The sequence below is a fragment of the Bradyrhizobium sp. USDA 4504 genome (genome assembly GCF_054063995.1).
Genome location: NZ_JBSSGV010000001.1, coordinates 3,084,725 through 3,106,539, shown reverse-complemented (window position 1 = coordinate 3,106,539; position 21,815 = coordinate 3,084,725). Strand labels below are relative to the sequence as shown.

18 protein-coding genes are annotated in these 21,815 nt (G+C 64.5%); 16 read left to right on the top strand and 2 right to left on the bottom strand.

Annotated elements, in window-relative coordinates:
- From ACVMB1_RS14240 to ACVMB1_RS14225, 4 genes are all read left to right on the top strand, one after another.
- On the top strand, positions 1–1,563 hold the full coding sequence (locus ACVMB1_RS14240; protein ID WP_141342135.1) for a copper resistance CopC/CopD family protein: 1,563 nt from the start codon (positions 1–3) through the stop codon (positions 1,561–1,563).
- Positions 1,564–1,727: 164 nt separating this feature from the next.
- Positions 1,728–3,047: a proline--tRNA ligase gene (proS, locus tag ACVMB1_RS14235; RefSeq protein ID WP_038380332.1), complete on the top strand. Its 1,320-nt coding sequence runs from the start codon at positions 1,728–1,730 to the stop codon at positions 3,045–3,047.
- A 72-nt stretch (positions 3,048–3,119) separates the two neighbouring features.
- On the top strand, positions 3,120–4,400 hold the full coding sequence (locus ACVMB1_RS14230) for a lipoprotein-releasing ABC transporter permease subunit (protein WP_028339647.1): 1,281 nt from the start codon (positions 3,120–3,122) through the stop codon (positions 4,398–4,400).
- 9 nt (positions 4,401–4,409) lie between these two features.
- Positions 4,410–5,108 carry an ABC transporter ATP-binding protein gene (locus tag ACVMB1_RS14225; protein ID WP_016840545.1) on the top strand — a complete coding sequence of 233 codons (699 nt, stop codon included), beginning with the start codon at positions 4,410–4,412 and terminating at the stop codon, positions 5,106–5,108.
- A 111-nt stretch (positions 5,109–5,219) separates the two neighbouring features.
- Here the strand turns inward: ACVMB1_RS14225 and ACVMB1_RS14220 are convergent, their stop codons facing one another.
- Both ACVMB1_RS14220 and ACVMB1_RS14215 read right to left on the bottom strand, forming a co-directional pair.
- Positions 5,220–5,492, bottom strand: coding sequence for a DUF3551 domain-containing protein (locus ACVMB1_RS14220; protein ID WP_057016489.1), 273 nt, complete (start codon positions 5,490–5,492; stop codon positions 5,220–5,222).
- A gap of 115 nt (positions 5,493–5,607) precedes the next feature.
- Positions 5,608–5,904 (bottom strand): DUF3551 domain-containing protein, encoded by a 297-nt coding sequence (locus ACVMB1_RS14215; RefSeq protein WP_245311361.1) that lies wholly within the window; start codon positions 5,902–5,904, stop codon positions 5,608–5,610.
- A 291-nt stretch (positions 5,905–6,195) separates the two neighbouring features.
- Between ACVMB1_RS14215 and ACVMB1_RS14210 the strand changes: the two genes are divergently transcribed.
- The 12 genes from ACVMB1_RS14210 (at position 6,196) to bamA (ending at position 21,785) form a co-directional block, all read left to right on the top strand.
- Positions 6,196–6,930: an outer membrane protein gene (locus tag ACVMB1_RS14210; protein ID WP_028333998.1), complete on the top strand. Its 735-nt coding sequence runs from the start codon at positions 6,196–6,198 to the stop codon at positions 6,928–6,930.
- 193 nt (positions 6,931–7,123) lie between these two features.
- The gene (locus ACVMB1_RS14205) at positions 7,124–7,327 is read left to right on the top strand and encodes a GDCCVxC domain-containing (seleno)protein (protein ID WP_456815249.1); all 204 of its coding nucleotides are present in this window, start codon (positions 7,124–7,126) and stop codon (positions 7,325–7,327) included.
- 477 nt (positions 7,328–7,804) lie between these two features.
- Complete coding sequence (gene dnaE / locus ACVMB1_RS14200; protein ID WP_057016492.1) at positions 7,805–11,329, top strand: DNA polymerase III subunit alpha; 3,525 nt, start codon at positions 7,805–7,807, stop codon at positions 11,327–11,329.
- A gap of 218 nt (positions 11,330–11,547) precedes the next feature.
- Entirely contained in the window at positions 11,548–12,540 is a 993-nt protein-coding gene (locus ACVMB1_RS14195) for a 30S ribosomal protein S2 (protein ID WP_057016493.1), read from the top strand.
- 127 nt (positions 12,541–12,667) lie between these two features.
- On the top strand, positions 12,668–13,591 hold the full coding sequence (tsf, locus tag ACVMB1_RS14190; RefSeq protein ID WP_456814435.1) for a translation elongation factor Ts: 924 nt from the start codon (positions 12,668–12,670) through the stop codon (positions 13,589–13,591).
- Positions 13,592–13,662: 71 nt separating this feature from the next.
- The gene (gene pyrH / locus ACVMB1_RS14185) at positions 13,663–14,379 is read left to right on the top strand and encodes a UMP kinase (protein ID WP_028334006.1); all 717 of its coding nucleotides are present in this window, start codon (positions 13,663–13,665) and stop codon (positions 14,377–14,379) included.
- 74 nt (positions 14,380–14,453) lie between these two features.
- Positions 14,454–15,017 carry a ribosome recycling factor gene (gene frr, locus ACVMB1_RS14180; RefSeq protein ID WP_028334007.1) on the top strand — a complete coding sequence of 188 codons (564 nt, stop codon included), beginning with the start codon at positions 14,454–14,456 and terminating at the stop codon, positions 15,015–15,017.
- A 21-nt stretch (positions 15,018–15,038) separates the two neighbouring features.
- A complete protein-coding gene (locus tag ACVMB1_RS14175) occupies positions 15,039–15,797 on the top strand; it encodes an isoprenyl transferase (protein ID WP_057016496.1) in 759 nt (252 codons plus the stop codon).
- Entirely contained in the window at positions 15,794–16,642 is an 849-nt protein-coding gene (locus ACVMB1_RS14170) for a phosphatidate cytidylyltransferase (RefSeq protein WP_456814434.1), read from the top strand. Before ACVMB1_RS14175 ends, ACVMB1_RS14170 begins: the two co-directional genes overlap by 4 nt.
- Before the next feature lie 4 nt (positions 16,643–16,646).
- Complete coding sequence (dxr, locus tag ACVMB1_RS14165) at positions 16,647–17,873, top strand: 1-deoxy-D-xylulose-5-phosphate reductoisomerase (protein ID WP_225159012.1); 1,227 nt, start codon at positions 16,647–16,649, stop codon at positions 17,871–17,873.
- 44 nt (positions 17,874–17,917) lie between these two features.
- Complete coding sequence (gene rseP / locus ACVMB1_RS14160; RefSeq protein ID WP_028339659.1) at positions 17,918–19,069, top strand: RIP metalloprotease RseP; 1,152 nt, start codon at positions 17,918–17,920, stop codon at positions 19,067–19,069.
- A gap of 175 nt (positions 19,070–19,244) precedes the next feature.
- The gene (bamA, locus tag ACVMB1_RS14155) at positions 19,245–21,785 is read left to right on the top strand and encodes an outer membrane protein assembly factor BamA (protein WP_057016498.1); all 2,541 of its coding nucleotides are present in this window, start codon (positions 19,245–19,247) and stop codon (positions 21,783–21,785) included.
- The last annotated feature ends 30 nt before the right edge of the window (positions 21,786–21,815 follow it).

Sequence of the window (21,815 nt, the reverse complement as noted above, 5' to 3'; positions counted from 1 at the left end):
ATGCGGCTGGTCGCAAACCTCGCAGCGCTGCTCGTGGCGCTGTGTCTTGCGACCTCAGCCCATGCGCATGCCGTCCTGATCGGCGCCGAACCGGCCGACGGCAGCGTGGTGGCTGAAGCACCCAGGACGGTGGTGCTCCGCTTCAACGAAGCGGTGGCGCCGACGGCGGTCAGCCTGCTCGACGCCGCGGGCAAGCCGCGCGACGTCGCGTTCCGCGCCGTCGACCAGTCGGTGATGGTGACGCTGCCGGCGGGCCTGCCGCAGGGCACGCAGGTGGTCAGCTATCGCGTGGTGTCGCAGGATGGCCATCCGGTCGCGGGCTCGCTGCTGTTTTCGATCGGCGTCGTCACCGGCTCGGCGGCGCCGTCAAGCGACGGCGTGCTCGATGTGTTGATCTGGCTGGCGCGGCTCGGGCTCTATCTGGGCCTGTTTGCCGGCGTCGGCGGCGTGTTCTTTGCCGCCTGGATCGGGCAGGGCCCGGCCGGCGAACGGCTGATCATGTGGTCGCTGAAGATCGGCCTTGTCGGCGCGATCGCGTCGCTTGGCTTGCAGGGTGTCGACCTCTTGAACCTGCCGCTCTCGGGCATCGTGACGTGGGCGGCATGGGCCAGCGCCGCCGCTACCAGCCTGTTTCCCGCGCTGCTGCTCGCGATCGCCGCGATGCTAATCGCGGCGATCGCCTGGCGCAGCCCGTCGTTCGGTGCAGCTTTCACCCGCACCGCGATCGCAATGATCTGTGTCGGGCTGTCGTTTGCGGTCAGCGGCCACGCCGCCACCGCTTCGCCGCAATGGCTGACGCGAGCCGCGCTGTTCATCCATGGCGTGGGCGTGGCGTTCTGGATGGGCGCGCTCGCGCCGCTGGCGGTGCTTGCCTGGCAGCGCAAGGATTCGCTGCTGCGGGTGCTGCGGCATTTTTCGACGATCGCGGTGCCGGTCGTCGCGTTGATCGCCTTGTCGGGCCTGGCGCTCGCGATCGTCCAGCTCGACAGTTTTCACGCGCTGATCGACACCGGGTACGGCAACATCCTGGTTGCGAAACTGGTGCTGGTGGTGTTGTTGCTCGGGCTCGCTGCGCTGAACCGGTTGGTGTTCACGCCGGCCATCGCGCGCGAGTTTCATCGGACACGGCCGCTGCAGCGCTCGATCGCGCTCGAATTCGTGCTGATGATCGCCATTCTCGGCCTCGTTGCACTCTGGCGCTTCACGCCGCCGCCGCGCGTGCTGGCGATGTCGGCCGATGTTCCGCTCGCGGTCCACATCCACACCGATGCCGCGATGTTCCAGGTGCTGATCGCGCCGGGCAAGGCCGGGCAAAATGACTTCGTGCTGCAGCTGATGAACGGCGATGCCAGCCCGTTCACGGCCAAGGAGGCGACGCTGACGCTGAGCTTGCCCGAGCGCGGCATCGAACCGATGGAACGCGCCGCCGCGCGCGGTGCCGATGGCTATTGGCACGTGCGCAAGGTGCCGTTGCCGGTGCCGGGCCGCTGGCACATGCAGATCGACGCCTTGGTGACCGATTTCAAGAAAGTGACGCTGGAAGACGATTTCGAGGTCAGGTAAAGCCGCGGTCGGCGCGCTGGGCACTTCGATGGTACGCAATTCGTTCAAATGGCCGAAAATCGCCTGATTTGAAGGGTTTTTCTTATTTGGCGGCCTTGTGTTTTCACAGCCGATCCGGTTTCACTGCAGCTCTTCCCACGCTTTCCTGATTCCCGAGTAACGCCATGCGATTGTCGCGGTTTTTCCTGCCCATCCTGAAAGAAAACCCGAAAGAGGCGGAGATCGTCTCGCATCGGCTGATGCTGCGCGCGGGCATGATGCGGCAGGAGGCTGCCGGCATTTATGCCTGGCTGCCGCTCGGTTTCCGGGTGCTGAAGAAGATCGAGCAGATCGTTCGCGAGGAACAGGACCGCGCCGGCGCGCTCGAGCTCTTGATGCCGACGCTGCAGCTCGCCGATCTCTGGCGCGAAAGCGGCCGCTACGACGCCTATGGCCCGGAGATGCTGCGCATCCTCGATCGTCACAAGCGCGAGCTGTTGTACGGGCCGACCAACGAGGAAATGATCACGGAGATTTTCCGCTCCTACATCAAGTCCTACAAGAACCTGCCGCTCAACCTCTACCACATCCAGTGGAAATTCCGCGATGAGCAGCGTCCGCGCTTCGGCGTGATGCGCGGCCGCGAGTTCCTGATGAAGGACGCCTATTCGTTCGACCTCGACGAGGCCGGCGCGCGGCGCTCCTACAACAAGATGTTCGTGGCCTATTTGCGCACCTTTGCGCGGATGGGCCTCAAGGCGATCCCGATGCGGGCCGAGACCGGCCCGATCGGCGGCGACCTCAGCCACGAATTCATCGTGCTCGCGGAGACCGGCGAGTCCGGCGTCTACATCAACCGCGATGTGCTGGACCTGCCGGTGCCGGGCGCGGACGTCGATTATGACGGTGATCTGACGCCGATCATCAAGCAGTGGACTTCGGTCTACGCCGCGACCGAGGACGTCCACGAGGCTGCGCGCTTCGAACAGGAAGTGCCTGAGGCAAAGCGGCTGAACACGCGCGGCATCGAGGTCGGCCAGATCTTCTATTTCGGCACCAAATATTCCGAGACCATGAAGGCGATGGTGGCCGGTCCCGACGGCGTCGACGTGCCGATCCATGGCGGCTCCTACGGCGTCGGCGTGTCGCGTCTGGTCGGCGCGATCATCGAAGCGTGTCACGATGACGCCGGCATCAAATGGCCCGAGGCCGTCGCGCCGTTCCGCGCCGCGATCCTCAATCTCAAGCAGGGCGATGCCGCGGTCGATGGCGCCTGCGAGCAGCTTTATCGCGAGCTCTCGGCGAAGGGCGTCGACGTGCTCTACGACGACACCGACCAGCGTGCCGGCGCCAAGTTCGCCGCGGCCGATCTGATCGGCATCCCGTGGCAGATTCTGGTCGGACCCAAGGGGCTTGCGGACGGCAAGGTCGAAGTGAAGCGTCGCAGCGACGGCTCACGCGACAACATGAGCCCCGCCGACGTGGTCGCGAAGCTCGCGGGTTAAAGTTTATTCACGCCGCGCTGATCGGCGGGGTAATCCGGCCACATTTGGCCCGAATCATGGGATTATCGACAGATGGATGAGACCATGAGCGAGCCAGTCCGTACCCCGCCCTTTGCGCCATTCGAATGGCTGCTGTCCGGACGCTATCTGCGCGCGCGCCGCAAGGAAGGCTTCATTTCGGTCATCGCCGGCTTTTCGTTCCTCGGCATCATGCTCGGCGTCGCCACGCTGATCGTGGTGATGGCGGTCATGAACGGCTTCCGCAAGGAGTTGCTGGACAAGATCCTCGGCCTCAACGGACATATTCTGGTGCAGCCGCTGGAATCGCCGCTGACCGACTGGAAGGATGTCGCCGACCGCATCAGTCAGGTGCAGGGCATCCGCCTCGCCGCGCCGGTGGTCGACGGGCAGGGGCTCGGCTCATCGCCGTTCAACGCCGCCGGCGTCTTCATCCGCGGCATCCGCGCCGACGATCTCAACAACCTCACCTCGATCGCCAAGAACATCAAGCAAGGCTCGCTCGAGGGCTTTGATGAGGGGCAGGGCGTCGCGATCGGTCGCCGCCTCGCCGACCAGCTTTCGCTGCATGCCGGCGACATGATCACGCTGGTCTCGCCGAAGGGCGCGGTGACGCCGATGGGCACCACGCCGCGCATCAAGCCCTACAAGATCACTGCGGTGTTCGAGATCGGCATGTCGGAATATGATTCGACCTTCGTGTTCATGCCGCTGACCGAGGCGCAGGCCTATTTCAACCGCAACAACGACGTGTCCTCGATCGAGGTGTTCACCACCAATCCGGACAAGATCGAAACCTATCGCAAGCTGGTGACGGAGGCGGCCGGCCGGCCGGTGTTCCTGGTCGACTGGCGGCAGCGCAATTCGACCTTCTTCAACGCGCTTCAGGTCGAACGCAACGTGATGTTCCTGATCCTGACCATGATCGTGCTGGTCGCGGCGCTCAACATCGTCTCGGGACTGATCATGCTGGTGAAGGACAAGGGCCAGGACATCGCGATCCTGCGGACCATGGGCGCCTCGCAGGGCTCGATCATGCGGATATTCCTGATCACTGGCGCATCGATCGGCGTCGTCGGCACGCTGGTCGGTCTGCTGGTCGGCTTGCTGATCTGCTTCAACATCGAAACCATCAGGCAGTTCCTGTCGTGGCTCACCAACACGGAATTGTTCGATCCCACACTGTATTTCCTGTCGAAGCTGCCTGCTGAAATCGATTTTGGCGAGACGCTCGCCGTCGTGATCATGGCGCTGACGCTGTCCTTCCTTGCGACGCTCTACCCGTCGTGGCGCGCCGCGCGCCTCGATCCGGTCGACGCGCTCCGGTACGAATAAGGAGCGCACATGGCGGAGGGGGCGGAAGACACACCGGTCGTCTATCTTCATGACATCAAGCGGGAATACCGGCAGGGCGAAGCGACGCTGACCGTCCTGAACGGCGCCAATCTCGCGCTGTGGCCCGGTCAATCGGTGGCGCTGGTGGCGCCGTCGGGATCCGGCAAGTCGACATTGCTGCACATCGCGGGCCTGCTGGAGACCCCCGATGACGGCGAAGTCTATGTCGCGGGCACGCCGACCTCGCAGATGTCCGACGTCGACCGCACCCAGATTCGCCGTTCCGATATCGGCTTCGTCTATCAATCGCACCGGCTGCTGCCGGAGTTCTCGGCGCTCGAGAACGTCATGCTGCCGCAGATGATTCGTGGCCTCAAACGCTCCGAAACCGTGAAACGGTCGACCGAGATTCTCTCCTATCTCGGGCTCGGCGATCGCATCACCCATCGCCCAGCCGAGCTCTCGGGCGGCGAGCAGCAGCGTGTCGCGATCGCGCGCGCGGTTGCCAACGCGCCCCGGGTACTGTTCGCGGACGAGCCGACCGGCAATCTCGATCCCGGCACGGCCGACCACGTCTTCAACGCGCTGATGCAACTCGTGAAGGCGACCCGGGTCGCGATGCTGATCGCGACTCACAATCTGGATCTCGCCGCGCGAATGGATCGCCGGGTGTCGCTGTCGAACGGACAGGTTGTCGAGCTCGAATAGTGCGCCGTCGCGTGAACTGGCTAGCGGTGCGCGTGAAGAAGCCGCGCTAAGACGAGAGAATCCGCAGCCTTTTTCCGTGTCGCTTCGATCGGAACGAAATACTTCTGGCTCTCAATAAGCGGGGCGAGGCCGTCTGCCGGATGCTCTCGGCTGCCTGTCGATCGGCGGCCCGGCATAGTAGGGGTTGTTGATGCAGATCGCCGCGAGGCCGGACGCCGAAGCCTGGCACTGCGCGATCGACGTGTAGCCGCAGTCGGTATCCTCACCGCCCCATCGGTAGTTGGTTTTGCAGACCGGCGAGGTCGAATCGTATTTCTGGGCGCTGGCCGGCGCGGCTGCCAAGGCCAGGAGTGTCGGCAAGAGTGCCAGAATCAGACTGCGCATCAGAAATCTCCTCGTCGGCGCCGGCAATGCTGATGCCGAGCGCGCGCGAATAGGCACCTGTGCGCAGCGCCGGATCAACTCACATTCCCGCGCCGGGGTTGCCGGACCGAGCGTATCAGTGGATGAACAGGTCGAAGAAATTGCCCTCACGGCGGTCCCGCGGGGACACGTGAAGATACGAGCGCGGGTCGTTGTCGCCGGCATAATAGGGGTTGGCGATGCAGTTCTGCCCGATGCCCGAAGCGGTGGCCAGGCACGCCTCATACGACGGATAGGAGCAGTTGCTCAGGCCGGGATAGCGGTCGCCTTGAATGCAGAACGGGTAACGCACGCCGACGGCATGCGCGGGCACAGTCCCCAGCGTCGCGAATGCGGCCACAGACGCCGCAGCAGCAAGAATCATCGTCCGCATGTGCATTCCTTTTGCTGCGAAGATTCGACCTTGGCGACGATCCAAATCGGACAAGCCGGTTCCGGTCAACGATCTTGCGCCCAGCTGCGCACGCAGATCCGAATTGTGAAGATTGTGCGGCAATTATGTGGCAAAAACTCCAGGAAGTGCCCGTAATACAGTATTAACTTCAAATTTGAGCGAAGTCGTTTGGCCCTGCCTGTTGCCGCGAAGTTACAGCAATTCCGCCGGGGGCTGCTATGACGGTGTCTCGCGGCCTTGGGGGCCTGTAGAAAAAGTTGGAACGGGAAAATGAAAAAGATTTTGCTTGTCACCGCCAGCATGCTCGCGCTCAGCGCGACTGCTGCTTCCGCGGCTGACCTCGCGGCTCGCCCTTACACCAAGGCTCCGCCGCCCATGGTTGCCGCTGTTTATGATTGGACTGGCTTCTACATTGGTATCAACGGTGGTTGGGGCCAGAGCCACGACAACCGTTCGGTCGACGGCTTCGGCGGCGTCGGAAGCTTCGACGCCAACGGCGGCACCGTCGGTGGCCAGATCGGCTACCGCTGGCAGGCCGGCGGCTGGGTGTTCGGTCTGGAAGCTCAGGGCAACTGGGCTGACTTCTCCGGCAGCACCGGCAACCTGGTCGTCCCGGGCGGCATCGTTCGCTCGAAGACCGATGCGTTCGGCCTGTTCACCGGTCAGATCGGCTACGCCTGGAATAACGTCCTGCTGTACGCCAAGGGCGGTGCTGCGGTCACCGATCGCAACTTCCAGTTCCTCAACGCGGCCGGCAATCTGGCGTCCGAGACCGGCTTCGACACCCGTTGGAGCCCGACGGTCGGTGTTGGCCTCGAATTCGCCTTCTCGCAGGGCTGGTCGCTCGGCGTTGAGTACAACCACATCTTCGAAGACACCCATGGCGCGACCTTCGTGACCCCGGCTGGTGTTGCCGTGACCGGCTTCCACACCGGTGGCGACACCGACATGGTCCTCGGCCGTCTGAACTACAAGTTCGGTGGCCCGGTCATCGCGAAGTACTGATCGCTCGCTTAATTCAAGCGGCATCGAAAACCCCGGGCTTCGGCCCGGGGTTTTTTGTTGGCCTGGCGGCGCCGCCGATCGGCCAGGAGCAGGGGACGGGCTTTGCCGTCCGCTCCGGTATTCGGGTCGGGTTTGATTGGGCGGGGCTTTCCAACCGAACAGTCAACGCCGCATATTCGCGGGCATGACGGACCTGCAGCTGACTTCCCAACTGACGTGCCCGTCCTGCGGCCATGTCTCCATCGAGACGATGCCGACCGACGCCTGCCGGTTCTTCTATGATTGCAAGGGCTGCGGCACTCGCCTGAAACCGAAAGCAGGAGATTGCTGCGTGTTTTGCTCATACGGAACGGTCCTTTGCCCTCCCGGGCAGGCTGGGAATTGCTGCGGTAACTAGCTCCCCGGAGGCTCAAGACGAGTTCGCCATCCGGATCACTGTCGGCGGCGAGACGTCGGCCGCTCAGGAATTAACCACAGGGGTCACTTCTCGAACTGGGTCGCCGGCGTTGCTTGACTCCTAGAACAAAAAAGGAACAATGTTCTACATACGTTCCAGTTCAGGGAGAGCGGCCATGTTGAAGATTTTCGTACAGGAAGCTGCAGCGCTGGCATCGATCACGCTGTTCGTCGGGATGATCGCGGTGTGGGCCCAGCTGATCACCCAATTCTGAAAATGCGCCCGCGGGGACAGGGGCATCGCTGGCGGCATGGTCTGCCCCTGGGGAAAAGCAGGAGGACTTGCCGCCACGCCGCGTTCGGCGTGGACTTGGCAGGGGTCAGGCTCCACCATGGGATTGCGAGTCGGGTCTGACACTTTCGAGTTCCGGCCCTGGCGCTCGCTCCATCCCTGACTCAAGAGATTCCGTAAGCAGCCATGCCGAATGCCGGATTCGTTCACCTTCACGTTCATTCCGCTTATTCGCTGCTGAAGGGCTCGATCAAGATCGCCAAGCTGGGCGAACTCGCGAAGGCCGACCGCCAGCCGGCGCTGGCGCTGACCGATACCGACAACATGTTCGGCGCGCTGGAATTCTCCGACAAGATGGCCGGCTACGGCATCCAGCCGATCGTCGGCTGCGAGCTGGCGGTGGATTTCGGCGACGTCGATCCGAATACGCGGAGCATCCTTGCGACGACGGGCCCGGCGCGAATCGTGCTGCTGGCGGCGCGCGAGCGCGGCTACCGCAGCCTGATGCGGCTGAACTCGCGGGCGTTCCTGGAGACGCCGGTCAACCAGACCCCGCACATCAAGTTCGATTGGCTCACCGACGACGCCGAGGACCTGATTGCGCTGACCGGCGGCCCGGACGGGCCGATCGCGCTGGCGCTGCGGGCAGAACAGGCGGCGCTGGCGACCACCCGCTGCGAGCGCCTCGCCAGTCTGTTCGGCGATCGCCTCTACATCGAATTGCAGCGCCACGGGGCCGACAAGGAACGCCGCACCGAGGGCGGCCTGATCGATCTCGCCTACAGCAAGGGCCTGCCGCTGGTCGCGACCAACGAGCCGTATTTTGCCAGCAATGACGACTACGAATCGCATGACGCGCTGCTCTGCATCGCCGGCGGCCATCTGATTGCCGAGACCAACCGCGAGCAACTGACCCCGGATCACCGCTTCAAGACCCGCGCGGAAATGGCGGTGCTGTTCGCCGACATCCCGGAGGCGCTGGCCTCGACGGTGGAGATCGCCGAGCGCTGCTCGTTCCGGCCGAAGACCCGCAAACCGATCCTGCCGTTCTTCACGGTGGGTGCCGCCGCCAGCGCCGATGCCGCCGCCGACGAGGCCGCCGAGTTGAAGCGCCAGGCCGAGGAGGGGCTCGCGAATCGCCTGCGGGTACACGGTCTCTCGCCGGGAATGACTGAAGAGGACTACAGCAAGCGGCTTGCCTTCGAGCTCGACGTCATCACCCGCATGAAATACGCGGGCTACTTCCTGATCGTCTCCGACTTCATCAAATGGGCGAAGGCGCAGGGCATTCCGGTCGGGCCGGGCCGCGGCTCCGGCGCCGGCTCGCTGGTCGCCTGGGTGCTGACCATCACCGACCTCGATCCGATGCGGTTTGCGCTGCTGTTCGAGCGCTTCCTCAATCCCGAACGCGTCTCGATGCCGGACTTCGACATCGACTTCTGCCAGGACCGCCGCGGCGAGGTGATTCAGTACGTGCAGGAGCGCTACGGCCGCGACCAGGTGGCGCAGATCATCACCTTCGGTACGCTGCAGGCGCGCGGCGTGCTGCGCGACGTCGGGCGCGTGCTGCAGATGCCCTATGGGCAGGTGGACAAGCTGACCAAGCTGGTGCCGCAGAATCCCGCAGCGCCGGTGACGCTGGCGCAGGCGATCGAGGGCGAGCCGAAGCTGCAGGCGTTCCGCGACGAGGATCCGGTGGTCGCGCGTGCGTTCGACATCGCGCAGCGTCTCGAAGGCCTGACGCGCCATGCCTCGACGCATGCCGCCGGCATCGTGATCGGCGACCGGCCGCTGAGCGAGCTGGTGCCGCTCTACCGCGATCCGAAATCCGACATGCCGGTCACCCAGTTCAACATGAAATGGGTCGAGCCGGCGGGCCTCGTGAAATTCGACTTCCTCGGCCTGAAGACGCTGACCGTGCTGGACGTCGCGGTGAAGCTGCTCAAGCAGCGCAACGTCCATATCGATCTCGCGACGCTGCCGATCGACGATGCGCCGAGCTATCAGATGCTGGCGCGGGGCGATGTCGTCGGCGTGTTCCAGGTGGAAAGCCAGGGCATGCGGCGCGCGCTGATCGACATGCGGCCGGACCGCTTCGAGGACATCATCGCGCTGGTGGCGCTGTATCGCCCGGGCCCGATGGCGAACATCCCGACCTATTGCGCGCGCAAGCACGGCGACGAGGAATCGGAATATCTGCATCCGATCCTGGAGCCGATCCTGAAGGAGACCTTCGGCGTCATCATCTATCAGGAACAGGTGATGCAGATCGCGCAGCAGATGGCTGGCTACTCGCTCGGCCAGGCCGACCTGCTGCGCCGCGCGATGGGCAAGAAGATCCGCGCCGAGATGGACAAGCAGCGCGACATCTTCGTCGCCGGTGCGATGAAGAACGGCGTGGCGAAGGGCCAGGCCGAGACGATCTTCGAGCTGCTCGCCAAGTTCGCCGACTACGGCTTCAACAAGAGCCACGCGGCCGCCTATGCGCTGGTGTCCTACCACACCGCCTATATGAAGGCGCATTACCCGGTTGAGTTTTTGGCGGCGTCGATGACGCTCGAACTCAACAACACCGACAAGCTGTCCGAATTCCGTTCCGAGGCGCAACGGCTCGGCATCAAGGTCGAGGCGCCCAACATCAATCGCTCCGGCGCGACCTTCGAGGTCAGCGAGAACACGATCTACTACGCGCTCGCGGCGCTGAAGGGCGTCGGCATCCAGGCGGTCGAGCAGATCATCGAGGAGCGCAACAAGAAGGGGGCCTTCACCTCGCTCGCCGATTTCGCCGCGCGGGTGAGCCCGCGCGCCGTCAACAAGCGGATCATCGAGAGCCTTGCGGCGGCCGGCGCCTTCGACACGCTGGAGCCGAACCGCGCGCGCGTCTTCGCCGGCGCCGATGCGATCCTCGCCGCCTGCCAGCGCAGCCATGAGGCGGCGACCTCGGGCCAGAACGACATGTTCGGCGGCGCGGCGGACGCGCCGAGCATCATGCTGCCGCAGATCGAGCCGTGGCTGCCCGCCGACCGGCTGCGGCGCGAATATGATGCGATCGGCTTCTTCCTGTCGGGCCATCCGCTCGACGACTACGCCACCGCGCTGAAGCGGCTGCGCGTGCAGTCCTGGGCGGAATTCTCCCGCGCGGTGAAGACCGGCGCCACGGCGGGCAAGGTCGCGGCAACCGTGGTGTCGCGCATGGAGCGGCGCACCAAGACCGGCAACAAGATGGGCATCATGGGCCTGTCGGACCCGACCGGCCATTTCGAGGCGGTGCTGTTCTCGGAGGGCCTTGCGCAATACCGCGATGTGCTCGAGCCGGGCGCGGCCGTGCTGTTGCAGCTCGGCGCCGAATTGCAGGGCGAGGACGTGCGGGCGAGGGTGCTGCACGCCGAGCCGCTGGATCACGCCGCGGCCAAGACGCAGAAGGGCCTGCGCATCTTCGTCCGCGACACCAAGCCGCTGGAGTCGATCGCCCGCCGCCTCAACATGCCGGAAGCCGCGCCCGCCCCGGGCGGCGCAGCAAGGGCACCGGCCGTGAAGCCGGCCGCCGCGCCGCCACCGGCGGCGGGGGCCGATGGCGACGTCTCGCTGGTGATGATGCTGGACCTCGAAACCGAGGTGGAGATGAAGCTGCCCGGCCGCTACAAGGTCTCGCCGCAGATCGCCGGCGCGATCAAGGCGGTGGCGGGCGTGGTCGACGTGCAGACCCTGTAAACTGGGGACTCCGGACGCCAAACAGTGCCGTTTCGGCACGAATTGGGCCCGGCCGGCCGGTGTAACCGGCCGTATTTCCTTGCTTCTGGCGCAAATCGCGCTATATAGCGCGCCATCTCACACGGAAACATGGCTCTCAAGGCCGTCCGGTGGCAACCGGGCCATTCAGGCGCGTTTGCTCACACGTTTCCGGAGGAACCAACCGGAGAATTATCACTATGTCGCTACCCGATTTTTCTATGCGTCAGTTGCTTGAAGCTGGCGTTCACTTTGGCCACCAGGCCCACCGCTGGAATCCGAAGATGCAGGATTACATCTTCGGCGCCCGCAACAACATCCACATCATCGACCTCGCGCAGACCGTGCCGATGCTGCACCGTGCCCTGCAGGCGGTCAGCGATACCGTCGCCAAGGGCGGCCGCATCCTGTTCGTCGGCACCAAGCGCTCGGCCCAGGACGGCGTTGCCGACGCTGCCAAGCGTTCGGCGCAGTACTTCGTCAACTCGCGCTGGCTCGGCGGCACGCTGACCAACTGGAAGACGATCTCGGCCTCGATCAAGCGCCTGCGTCATCTCGACGACGTGCTGTCGTCGGGCGAAGCCAACTCCTACACCAAGAAGGAGCGGCTGACGCTGCAGCGCGAGCGCGACAAGCTCGACCGTTCGCTCGGCGGCATCAAGGACATGGGCGGCCTTCCCGACATGATCTTCGTGATCGACACCAACAAGGAAGACATCGCGATCCAGGAAGCCCAGCGGCTCAACATCCCGGTCGCGGCGATCGTCGACACCAATTCGGACCCGAAGGGCATCACCTATGTGGTGCCGGGCAATGACGACGCCGGCCGCGCGATCTCGCTGTATTGCGATCTCGTGGCGCGCGCCGCCATCGATGGCATCTCGCGCGCTCAGGGCGATTCCGGAATCGACATCGGTGCGTCGGCGACGCCCGTGCAGGAAGACCTTCCGGCGGCTGCGCCGTCCGGCTTCCAGGGCCTCGCCGGCCCGCGCGGCACCGCCGACAACCTCAAGAAGCTCACCGGCGTGTCCGGTGCGATCGAGAAGAAGCTCAACGACCTCGGCATCTTCCACTACTGGCAGCTCGCCGAGCTCGACCACGACACCGCGCACAAGATCGGCGAAGAAGTCGGTCTGCCGAGCCGTGCCGACGCCTGGGTCGCCCAGGCCAAGACGCTCGCCGAAGCGGAATAAAGGCTACGCGGCGTGGCCGGGTCTCGCCCGGCCGCCGCTTCTATTCCACGAACAACGATCTCCCTGTTGCAGATAGCGGCGCCATCGGGCGCCGCGGTTTCTGTACAGGCAAGAAGGACATTGAACGATGGCAACGATCACAGCAGCGATGGTCAAGGAGCTCCGCGAGTCGACTGGCGCGGGCATGATGGATTGCAAGGCGGCGCTGACCGAGAACAACGGCGACATGCAGGAAGCGCAGGATTGGCTGCGCAAGAAGGGCCTCTCCAAGGCCGCCAAGAAGGCCGGCCGCGTCGCGGCCGAGGGCCTGATCGGCGCGCTGACTTCCGGCACCAAGGGCGTGCTGGTCGAGGTCAACTCGGAGACCGACTTCGTTGCGCGCAATGAGCAGTTCCAGGGCCTGGTCAAGATGATCGCCCAGGTCGCGCTGCACAACGGCGCTGACGTCGAGAAGATCAAGGCGGCCAAGGTCGGCGACGTCACCGTCGAGACCGCGATCTCCGACGCGATCGCGACCATCGGCGAGAACATGACGCTGCGCCGCGCCGCCTCGCTCGAGGTGAGCAAGGGCGTGGTGTCGAGCTATGTCCACAACGCGGTCGTCGAGGGCGCCGGCAAGATCGGCGTGATCGTGGCGCTGGAGTCCGCCGGCAAGACCGACGAGCTCGCGGTGCTCGGCCGCCAGCTCGCCATGCACGTCGCGGCGGCGAAGCCGCTGGCGCTCGACCCGGCCGGGCTCGATCCGGAGACCGTCAAGCGCGAGAAGGACGTGCTGGCCGACAAGTACCGCCAGCAGGGCAAGCCGGAGAACGTCATCGAGAAGATCGTCGATTCCGGCCTGAAGACCTACTACAAGGAGGTCTGCCTGCTCGATCAGGCCTTCATCCACGACAGCGGCAAGTCGGTTGCCCAGGCGTTGAAGGAAGCTGAGGGTAAGGTCGGCGGGCCGATCAAAATCGCTGGCTTTGTGAACTATGCTCTCGGTGAGGGAATCGAGAAGCAGGAAAGTGACTTCGCCGCCGAAGTCGCGGCCGCCAGCGGCAAGAAGTAACCGCTGACACCAGGGCGTCCGGCGCTCTGCGCCGGAGGCCTGCCTGCGCGGGATAAGAAAGCGATCGCATCATGGCTGAGCCGATCTATCGTCGCGTAGTGATCAAGCTGTCCGGCGAATATCTGGCCGGCTCCCACGGGTTCGGTATCGATCAACCGACGGTCGATCGCATCGCCGACGACCTGATCGCAGCCCGCAAGCTCGGTATCGAGGTCGCCGTCGTGATCGGCGGCGGCAACATCGTCCGTGGCGTCGAGGTGTCCTCGCGCGGCGTCTCCCGGCCGACCGGCGACACCATGGGTATGCTTGCCACCATGATGAACTGCCTCGCGCTGGAGGCGGCGATCGAGCGCAAGGGAACCCCGGCGCGGACCTTGTCGGCATTCGTGATGCCGGAGATTTCCGAGCTGTTCACCCGTAGTGCAACGCACAAATATCTCGCCGAGGGACGCATCGTCCTGCTCGGCGGTGGAACCGGCAACCCGTTCTTCACGACCGACACCACCGCCGTGCTCCGCGCGGCCGAAATCGGCGCGCAGGCGGTGCTGAAGGCCACCAATGTCGACGGCGTCTACAGCGCCGATCCGAAGAAGGACCCCAAAGCCAAGCGCTTCGACCGCCTGACCCATTCGCAGGCGATCGAGGGCGGCTACAAGGTCATGGACGCGACCGCTTTCGCACTTGCCCGCGAGACGTCGCTGCCTATCATCGTGTTCTCTATCGCGGAGCCCGGTTCGATCGGTGCGATTCTGCGCGGTACCGGACACGGCACCGTCGTCGCCGGCTGATTGCCGCGCCTCCGGGTCCAGATTTTGGACCCGAGGGCGTCGACAGCCGGTTTCTAGTGAAAGGGAGAAACGTCATGGCCGCAGCTGGTTTTGACATCAACGACGTGAAGCGCCGCATGCAGGGCGCCACGCAATCGCTCAAGCACGAGCTCGGCGGCCTGCGCACCGGCCGTGCCGCGGCCTCTATGTTGGAGCCGGTCCAGGTCGAGGCTTACGGCTCGCATATGCCGCTCAACCAGGTTGCCACCATCAGCGTGCCCGAGCCGCGCCTGCTCTCGGTGCAGGTCTGGGACAAGACGATGGTCAAGGCCGTGGAGAAGGCAATCGTCGACTCCAACCTCGGCCTGTCGCCGGCGACCGAAGGACAGGTGCTGCGCTTGCGGATTCCCGAACTCAACGAGGAGCGCCGCAAGGAGCTCGTCAAGGTCGCGCACAAATATGCGGAAGCGGCCAAGGTCGCGGTACGCCACGTGCGCCGCGACGGCCTCGACGTGATCAAGAAGCTCGAGAAGAATCACGAGATCTCCGAGGACGATCAGGAGCGCCTGTCGAACGAGGTCCAGAAGGCGACCGACGGCGTGATCGCCGAAGTCGATCAGCTGCTTGCCGCCAAGGAAAAGGAAATCCTGACGGTCTGAAGGCGCTACGGGAACGAGCCGATGTCGAACGCCGCCGCCCCAGCAGCTGACGGACCGGATCGCTCCGGCAGTCCGTTGCATGTGGCCATCATCATGGACGGCAACGGGCGCTGGGCCGCTTCGCGCGGCCTGCCGCGCGTCGAGGGCCATCGCCGCGGCGTCGAAGCGCTGCGCCGCGTGGTGCGTGCGGCCCATGAACTCGGCATCGTCTATCTCACCATTTTTTCTTTCAGCTCGGAAAACTGGTCGCGGCCCGCGAGCGAGATCGGCGATCTGTTCGGCCTGTTGCGCCGCTTCATCCGCAACGATCTGGCGACGCTGCATCGTGACGGGGTGCGGGTGCGCGTGATCGGCGAGCGTGACGGGCTTGACGCCGACATCTGCGCGCTGCTCAACGAGGCAGAGGAGCTGACGAAGAACAACGTCAAGCTCAGCCTTGTGGTCGCCTTCAACTATGGTTCGCGGGCGGAGATCGCCGCCGCGGCGCGGCGCCTCGCGCGCGAGGTTGCCGAAGGCAAGCGCGACGCCAACTCCATCGATGCCGACACGCTCGGGCAATATCTCGATGCGCCCGACATTCCGGATCCGGATCTGATTATCCGCACCAGCGGCGAGCAGCGTCTGTCCAACTTCCTGATGTGGCAGGCCGCCTATAGCGAACTCGTGTTCGTGCCGATTCACTGGCCAGATTTCGACAAGGCGGCGCTCGAAGGCGCGATTGCGGAATACGGCAAGCGCGAGCGCCGGTTCGGCGGGCTCGCTGCGAAAACCGGATCGTGACCGAGGGCGAGGCCGCGCCGGCGGCAGCAAACGAGGAGGGGTCGCGCAATCTCGCGATGCGCGTGATTGCGGCGCTGGTGCTGGCGCCGGTTGCGATCGCGCTGGCCTATATGGGCGGCGTCGCCTGGTCGCTCCTCGTGACATTGGCGGCGGCCGGATTGTTCGCGGAATGGCTTGTTGTCACCGGACTCGGACGCGAGCTCCGTGTCGTGGTGCCCGGCGTGGTCGCGTTGCTGTTCGCCGGGCTATGCCTGATGGCCGGCCGTATCGATGCGGCCCTGATCGTGCTCGCCGCCGGTGCGGTTGTTGTGGCACTGACGTCCGGCGCGCGGCGCAACTGGGCCATTGCGGGACTGCTCTATGCGGCAGGGGCCGAGATTGCATCGGTCCTGCTGCGCCTCGACACGGCGAAGGGCTTTGCCGCGCTGATGTTCGTGTTGCTGATCGTGTGGGTCACCGATATCGGCGGCTACTTCGCGGGCCGCAGTATCGGCGGGCCGAAGCTCTGGGTGCGGGTCAGCCCGAAGAAGACATGGGCGGGCGCGGTTGGCGGCTTCGGGGCGAGCCTGCTGGTCGCTGCCGGCTTTGCCGCCCTTGAGATCGGCTCGACCGGTCCGCTCTTGATGCTCGGCGCCGTGTTGTCGGTGGTCTCGCAACTTGGCGATCTCTTCGAATCCGCGGTGAAGCGGCGGTTCGGCGTGAAGGATTCGAGTCACATCATTCCCGGTCATGGCGGCCTCCTGGACCGCCTGGACGGATTTGTTGCGGCCGTCATTGTGGCGGCGATTTTCGGCTTTCTCCGTGGTGGCGCCGATGGCGTCGGGCGCGGTCTTATGGTTTGGTGATGAGATGAGCGCAGTTCCGTTGCGTAACAACAAGGCCGCGGCGGCATCCGCCCTGCGGACCGTAACCGTCCTCGGTGCCACCGGCTCGATCGGCGACAGCACTATGGATCTGCTGCGTGGCGCGCGCGACCGCTACCGGGTCGAGGCGCTGACCGCGAACAGCAATGTCGAGGGCCTCGCCAAACTGGCCAAGGAATTCGGCGCGCGGTTCGCGGCCATTGCCGATCCGGCGAAGCTTTCGGAGCTGAAGGACGCGCTGGCCGGAACCCGGACCGAATGCGGGGCCGGGGAGAGCGCGATCATCGAAGCGGCCGCGCGGCCGGCCGATTGGGTGATGGCGGCGGTCAGCGGCGCGGCCGGGCTGAAGCCCGCACTTGCCGCGGTCGATCGTGGCGCCACCGTCGCGCTGGCCAACAAGGAATGCTTGGTCTGTGCCGGCGATATCTTCATGGAGCGGGCCAGGAAGGCCGGCGCCTGCATCCTGCCGGCGGACTCCGAGCACAATGCGCTATTCCAGGCGCTGGCTTCCGGCAACCGCGAGGAACTGACGCGGGTGATCATCACCGCGTCCGGCGGCCCGTTCCGTACCTGGGCGCCCGCCGACATCGAGCAGGCGACGCTGGAACAGGCGCTGAAGCATCCGAATTGGAGCATGGGGCAGAAGATCACGATCGATTCCGCCTCGATGATGAACAAGGGTCTCGAGGTGATCGAGGCGTCCTATCTGTTCGCTTTGACGCCCGACGAAATCGACGTGCTGGTGCACCCGCAGTCGATCATCCACGGCATGGTCGAGTTCTCCGATCGCTCGGTGGTCGCCCAACTCGGCACGCCCGATATGCGGATCCCGATCGCGCATTGCCTCGGCTGGCCCGACCGCGTCGTCGGCCCGTCCGCCAAGCTCGACCTCGCCAAGATCGGACAGCTCACCTTTGAGGCGCCGGATTTTGAGCGCTTCCCGGGGCTGCGGCTGGCCTACGAGGCGTTGCGGATGGGGCACGGCGCGACGACGGTCTACAACGCTGCGAACGAGATCGCGGTCGCCGCGTTTATCGCCGGCAAGATCAAGTTCGGCGCGATCGCCCGGCTGGTCGAGGCGACGATGAACGATTGGATCAAGTCAGGGAATCAGCCACCACTGCACTCGGCGGATGATGCGATTTCCGTTGACCATATCGCGCGAAATAAAGCTGCCGCCCTATTGCCTCAAATTGCCTTAAAGGCAACCTAGAGGGTTGGGGACGGAGCCTTTGGCTCTTGTCGAGGGAAAATCGAATGCCCGAGTATTTTATTCATAGTATCAATGCGTTGAGTCATGGGCTTCTCGGTACCATCGTTCCCTTTCTCTTCGTCCTGACCATCGTCGTCTTCTTCCATGAGCTCGGCCACTTCCTGGTCGCGCGCTGGGCCGGCGTGAAGGTGTTGACGTTCTCGCTGGGCTTCGGCCCGGAGCTCGCCGGCTTCAACGACCGGCATGGCACGCGCTGGAAGATCTCGGCGATTCCGCTCGGCGGCTACGTCAAATTCTTCGGCGACGACAGCGAGGCTTCGACGCCGTCCACCGAGACGCTCGCCGCCATGACGGCGGAAGAGCGTGAAGGCAGCTTCCATCACAAATCGGTCGGAAAGCGCACCGCCATCGTTGCGGCCGGCCCGGTGGCGAACTTCATTCTCGGCGCCCTGATTTTCGCGGGCATGGCGCTCTACTACGGCAAGCCGAGCACGATTGCCCGGGTCGACGGCCTAGTGGCCGAAAGCGTCGCCGCGAACGCCGGCTTCAAGGTCGGCGATGTCGTCGTGGATATCGACGGCAGCGCGATCCAGAGCTTCGCCGACATGCAGCGGATTGTAGCTTCGAATGCTGGTTCAGAGCTTGGATTCAAGGTGAAGCGCGATGGTGCGATTGTCGCGCTCAAGGCGACGCCGGCGCTCCGGGAGGTCAAAGACCCCTTCGGCAATGCCCACCGAATCGGCGTGCTCGGAATCGAGCACAAGGCTCAGGTCGGCGAAGCGACCAGCGCCTCGGTCGGCGTGCTGGAGGCCCTCAAGATCGGCGTCGAGCAGGTTTGGTACATCATTTCCAGCACGTTCAAGTTCCTGGGGTCGCTGTTCGTTGGAACCGGCAATCCGGCCGAGGTGAGCGGCGTCATTGGAATCGCGAAGCTGTCGGGGCAGGCCGCGAGCGCCGGGTTCCAGTTCGTGATCAACCTTTGCGCCATCCTGTCGGTCTCGATCGGCCTGCTGAACCTGTTTCCGATCCCGCTTTTGGATGGCGGACACCTGCTTTTCTACAGCGCGGAGGCGCTGCGGGGACGCCCGCTCTCGGAGCGGACGCAGGAGGTGGGTTTCCGAATCGGGCTGGGTCTGGTCCTGATGCTGATGGTGTTTGCGACGTATAACGACATCCTCAGGATCGCCGGGTCCTGAAACGGGCTTTTTTGTGGCGTTGCCAATGGGCAACGTCTTGGAACGAAAATGGAAATGTTCAGCTCTAGTAAGTTTGCCCCCTTGGCAAATTTGGTTACAAGCTGAGCGGCAGGTTGGGAATCTGTCGGGTCGTTGGGGAACGATCTGGCATCGTTAAGATAAGGGCGCATTGCGCATGATGTTTGGAATGCGAGTGAGGGGGGGGCTGTTCGCCGCCTTGGTCATGTTCGCCGCGCCGGTGGTTGCCACCTTGGCGACCGTAGCTGTGTCTGTGCCTGCGTCGGCGCAGACCGTCGATTCGATCACGGTGGAGGGGAACCGCCGTGTCGAGCTTGAAACCATCCGCTCCTACTTCCATCCCGGACCGGGCGGTCGGCTGGCCCAGGCCCAGATCGACGACGGTCTGAAGGCGCTGATCGAGACCGGCCTGTTTCAGGACGTCCATATCGACCAGCGGGGCGGGCGCCTCGTCGTGGTCGTGGTCGAGAACCCGGTGATCGGCCGCGTTGCCTTCGAGGGCAACAAGAAGATCAAGGACGAGCAGCTCACCGCTGAAGTTCAGTCCAAGCCGCGCGGCACGTTCTCGCGCCCGATGGTCCAGTCGGACGCCCTGCGCATCGCCGAAATCTACCGTCGGTCCGGCCGCTATGACGTGCGGGTCAATCCGCAGATCATCGAGCAGCCGAACAACCGCGTCGACCTGATCTTCGAGGTCAATGAAGGCGTGAAGACCGGCGTCCGGTCGATCGAGTTCATCGGCAACAGCGCCTATTCGGCGTCCCGTCTGCGCGACGTCATCAAGACCCGCGAATCGAACATCCTGAGCTTCCTCGGCGGCAACGACGTCTACGATCCCGACCGGGTCGAGGCCGATCGCGACCTGCTGCGTCGCTTCTATCTCAAGAACGGCTATGCCGACGTCCAGGTCGTGGCCGCGCTGACCGAATACGATCCCGAGAAGAAGGGCTTCCTGGTTACCTTCAAGATCGAGGAAGGCCAGCAGTACCGCGTCGCGTCGGTCAACTATACGTCGTCGATCGCAACGCTCGACCCGAACGCGCTGCGCACCTACTCGCGCGTCAATGTCGGCTCGCTCTACAACGCCGAGGCGCTGGAGAAGTCGGTCGAGGAGATGCAGATCGAGGCATCGCGCCGCGGCTACGCCTTCGCGGTGGTCCGGCCGCGCGGTGATCGCAACTTCGACAATCACACGGTGTCGATCACCTTCGCTATCGACGAAGGTCCGCGCACCTATATCGAGCGCATCAACATCCGCGGCAACAGCCGTACCCGCGACTACGTGATCCGCCGCGAGTTCGATATCTCGGAAGGCGACGCCTACAACCGTGCGCTGGTCGACCGTGCCGAGCGCCGGCTGAAGAACCTCGACTTCTTCAAGACGGTGAAGATCACCACCGAGCCGGGTTCCTCCAGCGATCGCGTCATCCTGATCGTCGATCTCGAGGAGAAATCGACCGGCGACTTCTCGGTGTCGGGCGGTTACTCGACCACGGACGGCGCGCTGGCCGAAGTCAGCGTCTCCGAGCGCAACCTGCTCGGCCGCGGCCTGTACGCGAAGGCGTCGGTGACCTACGGCCAGTATGCCCGCGGCTACTCGCTGTCGTTCGTCGAGCCCTATCTGCTCGACTACCGCGTCGCGCTCGGCCTCGACCTCTATCAGCGCCAGCAGCTGTCCAACAGCTACATCGCCTACGGCACCAAGACGCTGGGCTTCAGCCCGCGGCTCGGCTTCAGCCTGCGGGAAGATCTGTCGCTGCAGCTGCGCTACTCGATCTACCAGCAGGAAATCACCCTGCCGTCGACGCTGAACAACTGTAACAACGTGCCGACCCTGCCGGATGGAACGCCCAACCCCGCGTTCAATCCGAGCCCGGCCTATGCGAACCTGAACGGGATCAGCCTGGTGTCGACCAATGGTCTCGGCTGCTTCTTTGACGGCGAAGCCTCGCTGCCGGTCCGCAAGGAGCTGGCGGGCGGCAAGACCCTCACATCGGCACTGGGTTACACGCTCAACTACAACACGCTCGACAACAACAAGAACCCGACCGACGGTCTGATCGTCGACTTCAAGCAGGACTTCGCCGGCGTTGGCGGTGACGTCAGCTACATCAAGACCGCGATCGACGCGAAGTACTACACCCCGCTGGTCTCCGACATCGTCGGCGTGATCCACGCCCAGGGCGGCATCCTGAACAAGCTCGGGACTTCGGATCTGCGCATGCTCGATCACTTCCAGATGGGCCCGAACCTGGTCCGCGGCTTCGCGCCGAACGGTATCGGTCCGCGTGACATCAACCCGTACGGCACCATGGACGCCATCGGCGGCACCAAGTACTGGGGCGTGTCGGCGGAACTGCAGATGCCGTTCTGGTTCCTGCCGAAGGAAGTCGGGCTCAAGGGCGCGGTCTATGCCGACGCCGGCGGGCTGTACGACTACCAGGGCCCGACCTCGTGGGCGGCGACCGGCGAAGTCAACGTGCCTGGCTGTGTCAGGCCGACGAACAATCCGCCGTCTCCGGGTACGTGCCTTGGCCTGAGCTACGACGACAGCAAGGTTGTCCGCACCTCGGTCGGTGTCGGCCTGATCTGGCAGTCACCGTTCGGCCCGCTGCGCTTCGACTACGCGGTGCCGCTGACCAAGGGTGCGTTTGACCGCACGCAAGAATTCCGGTTTGGCGGCGGTACGACGTTCTAAGACCGATTGCCAACCGGACTGCGACGGATG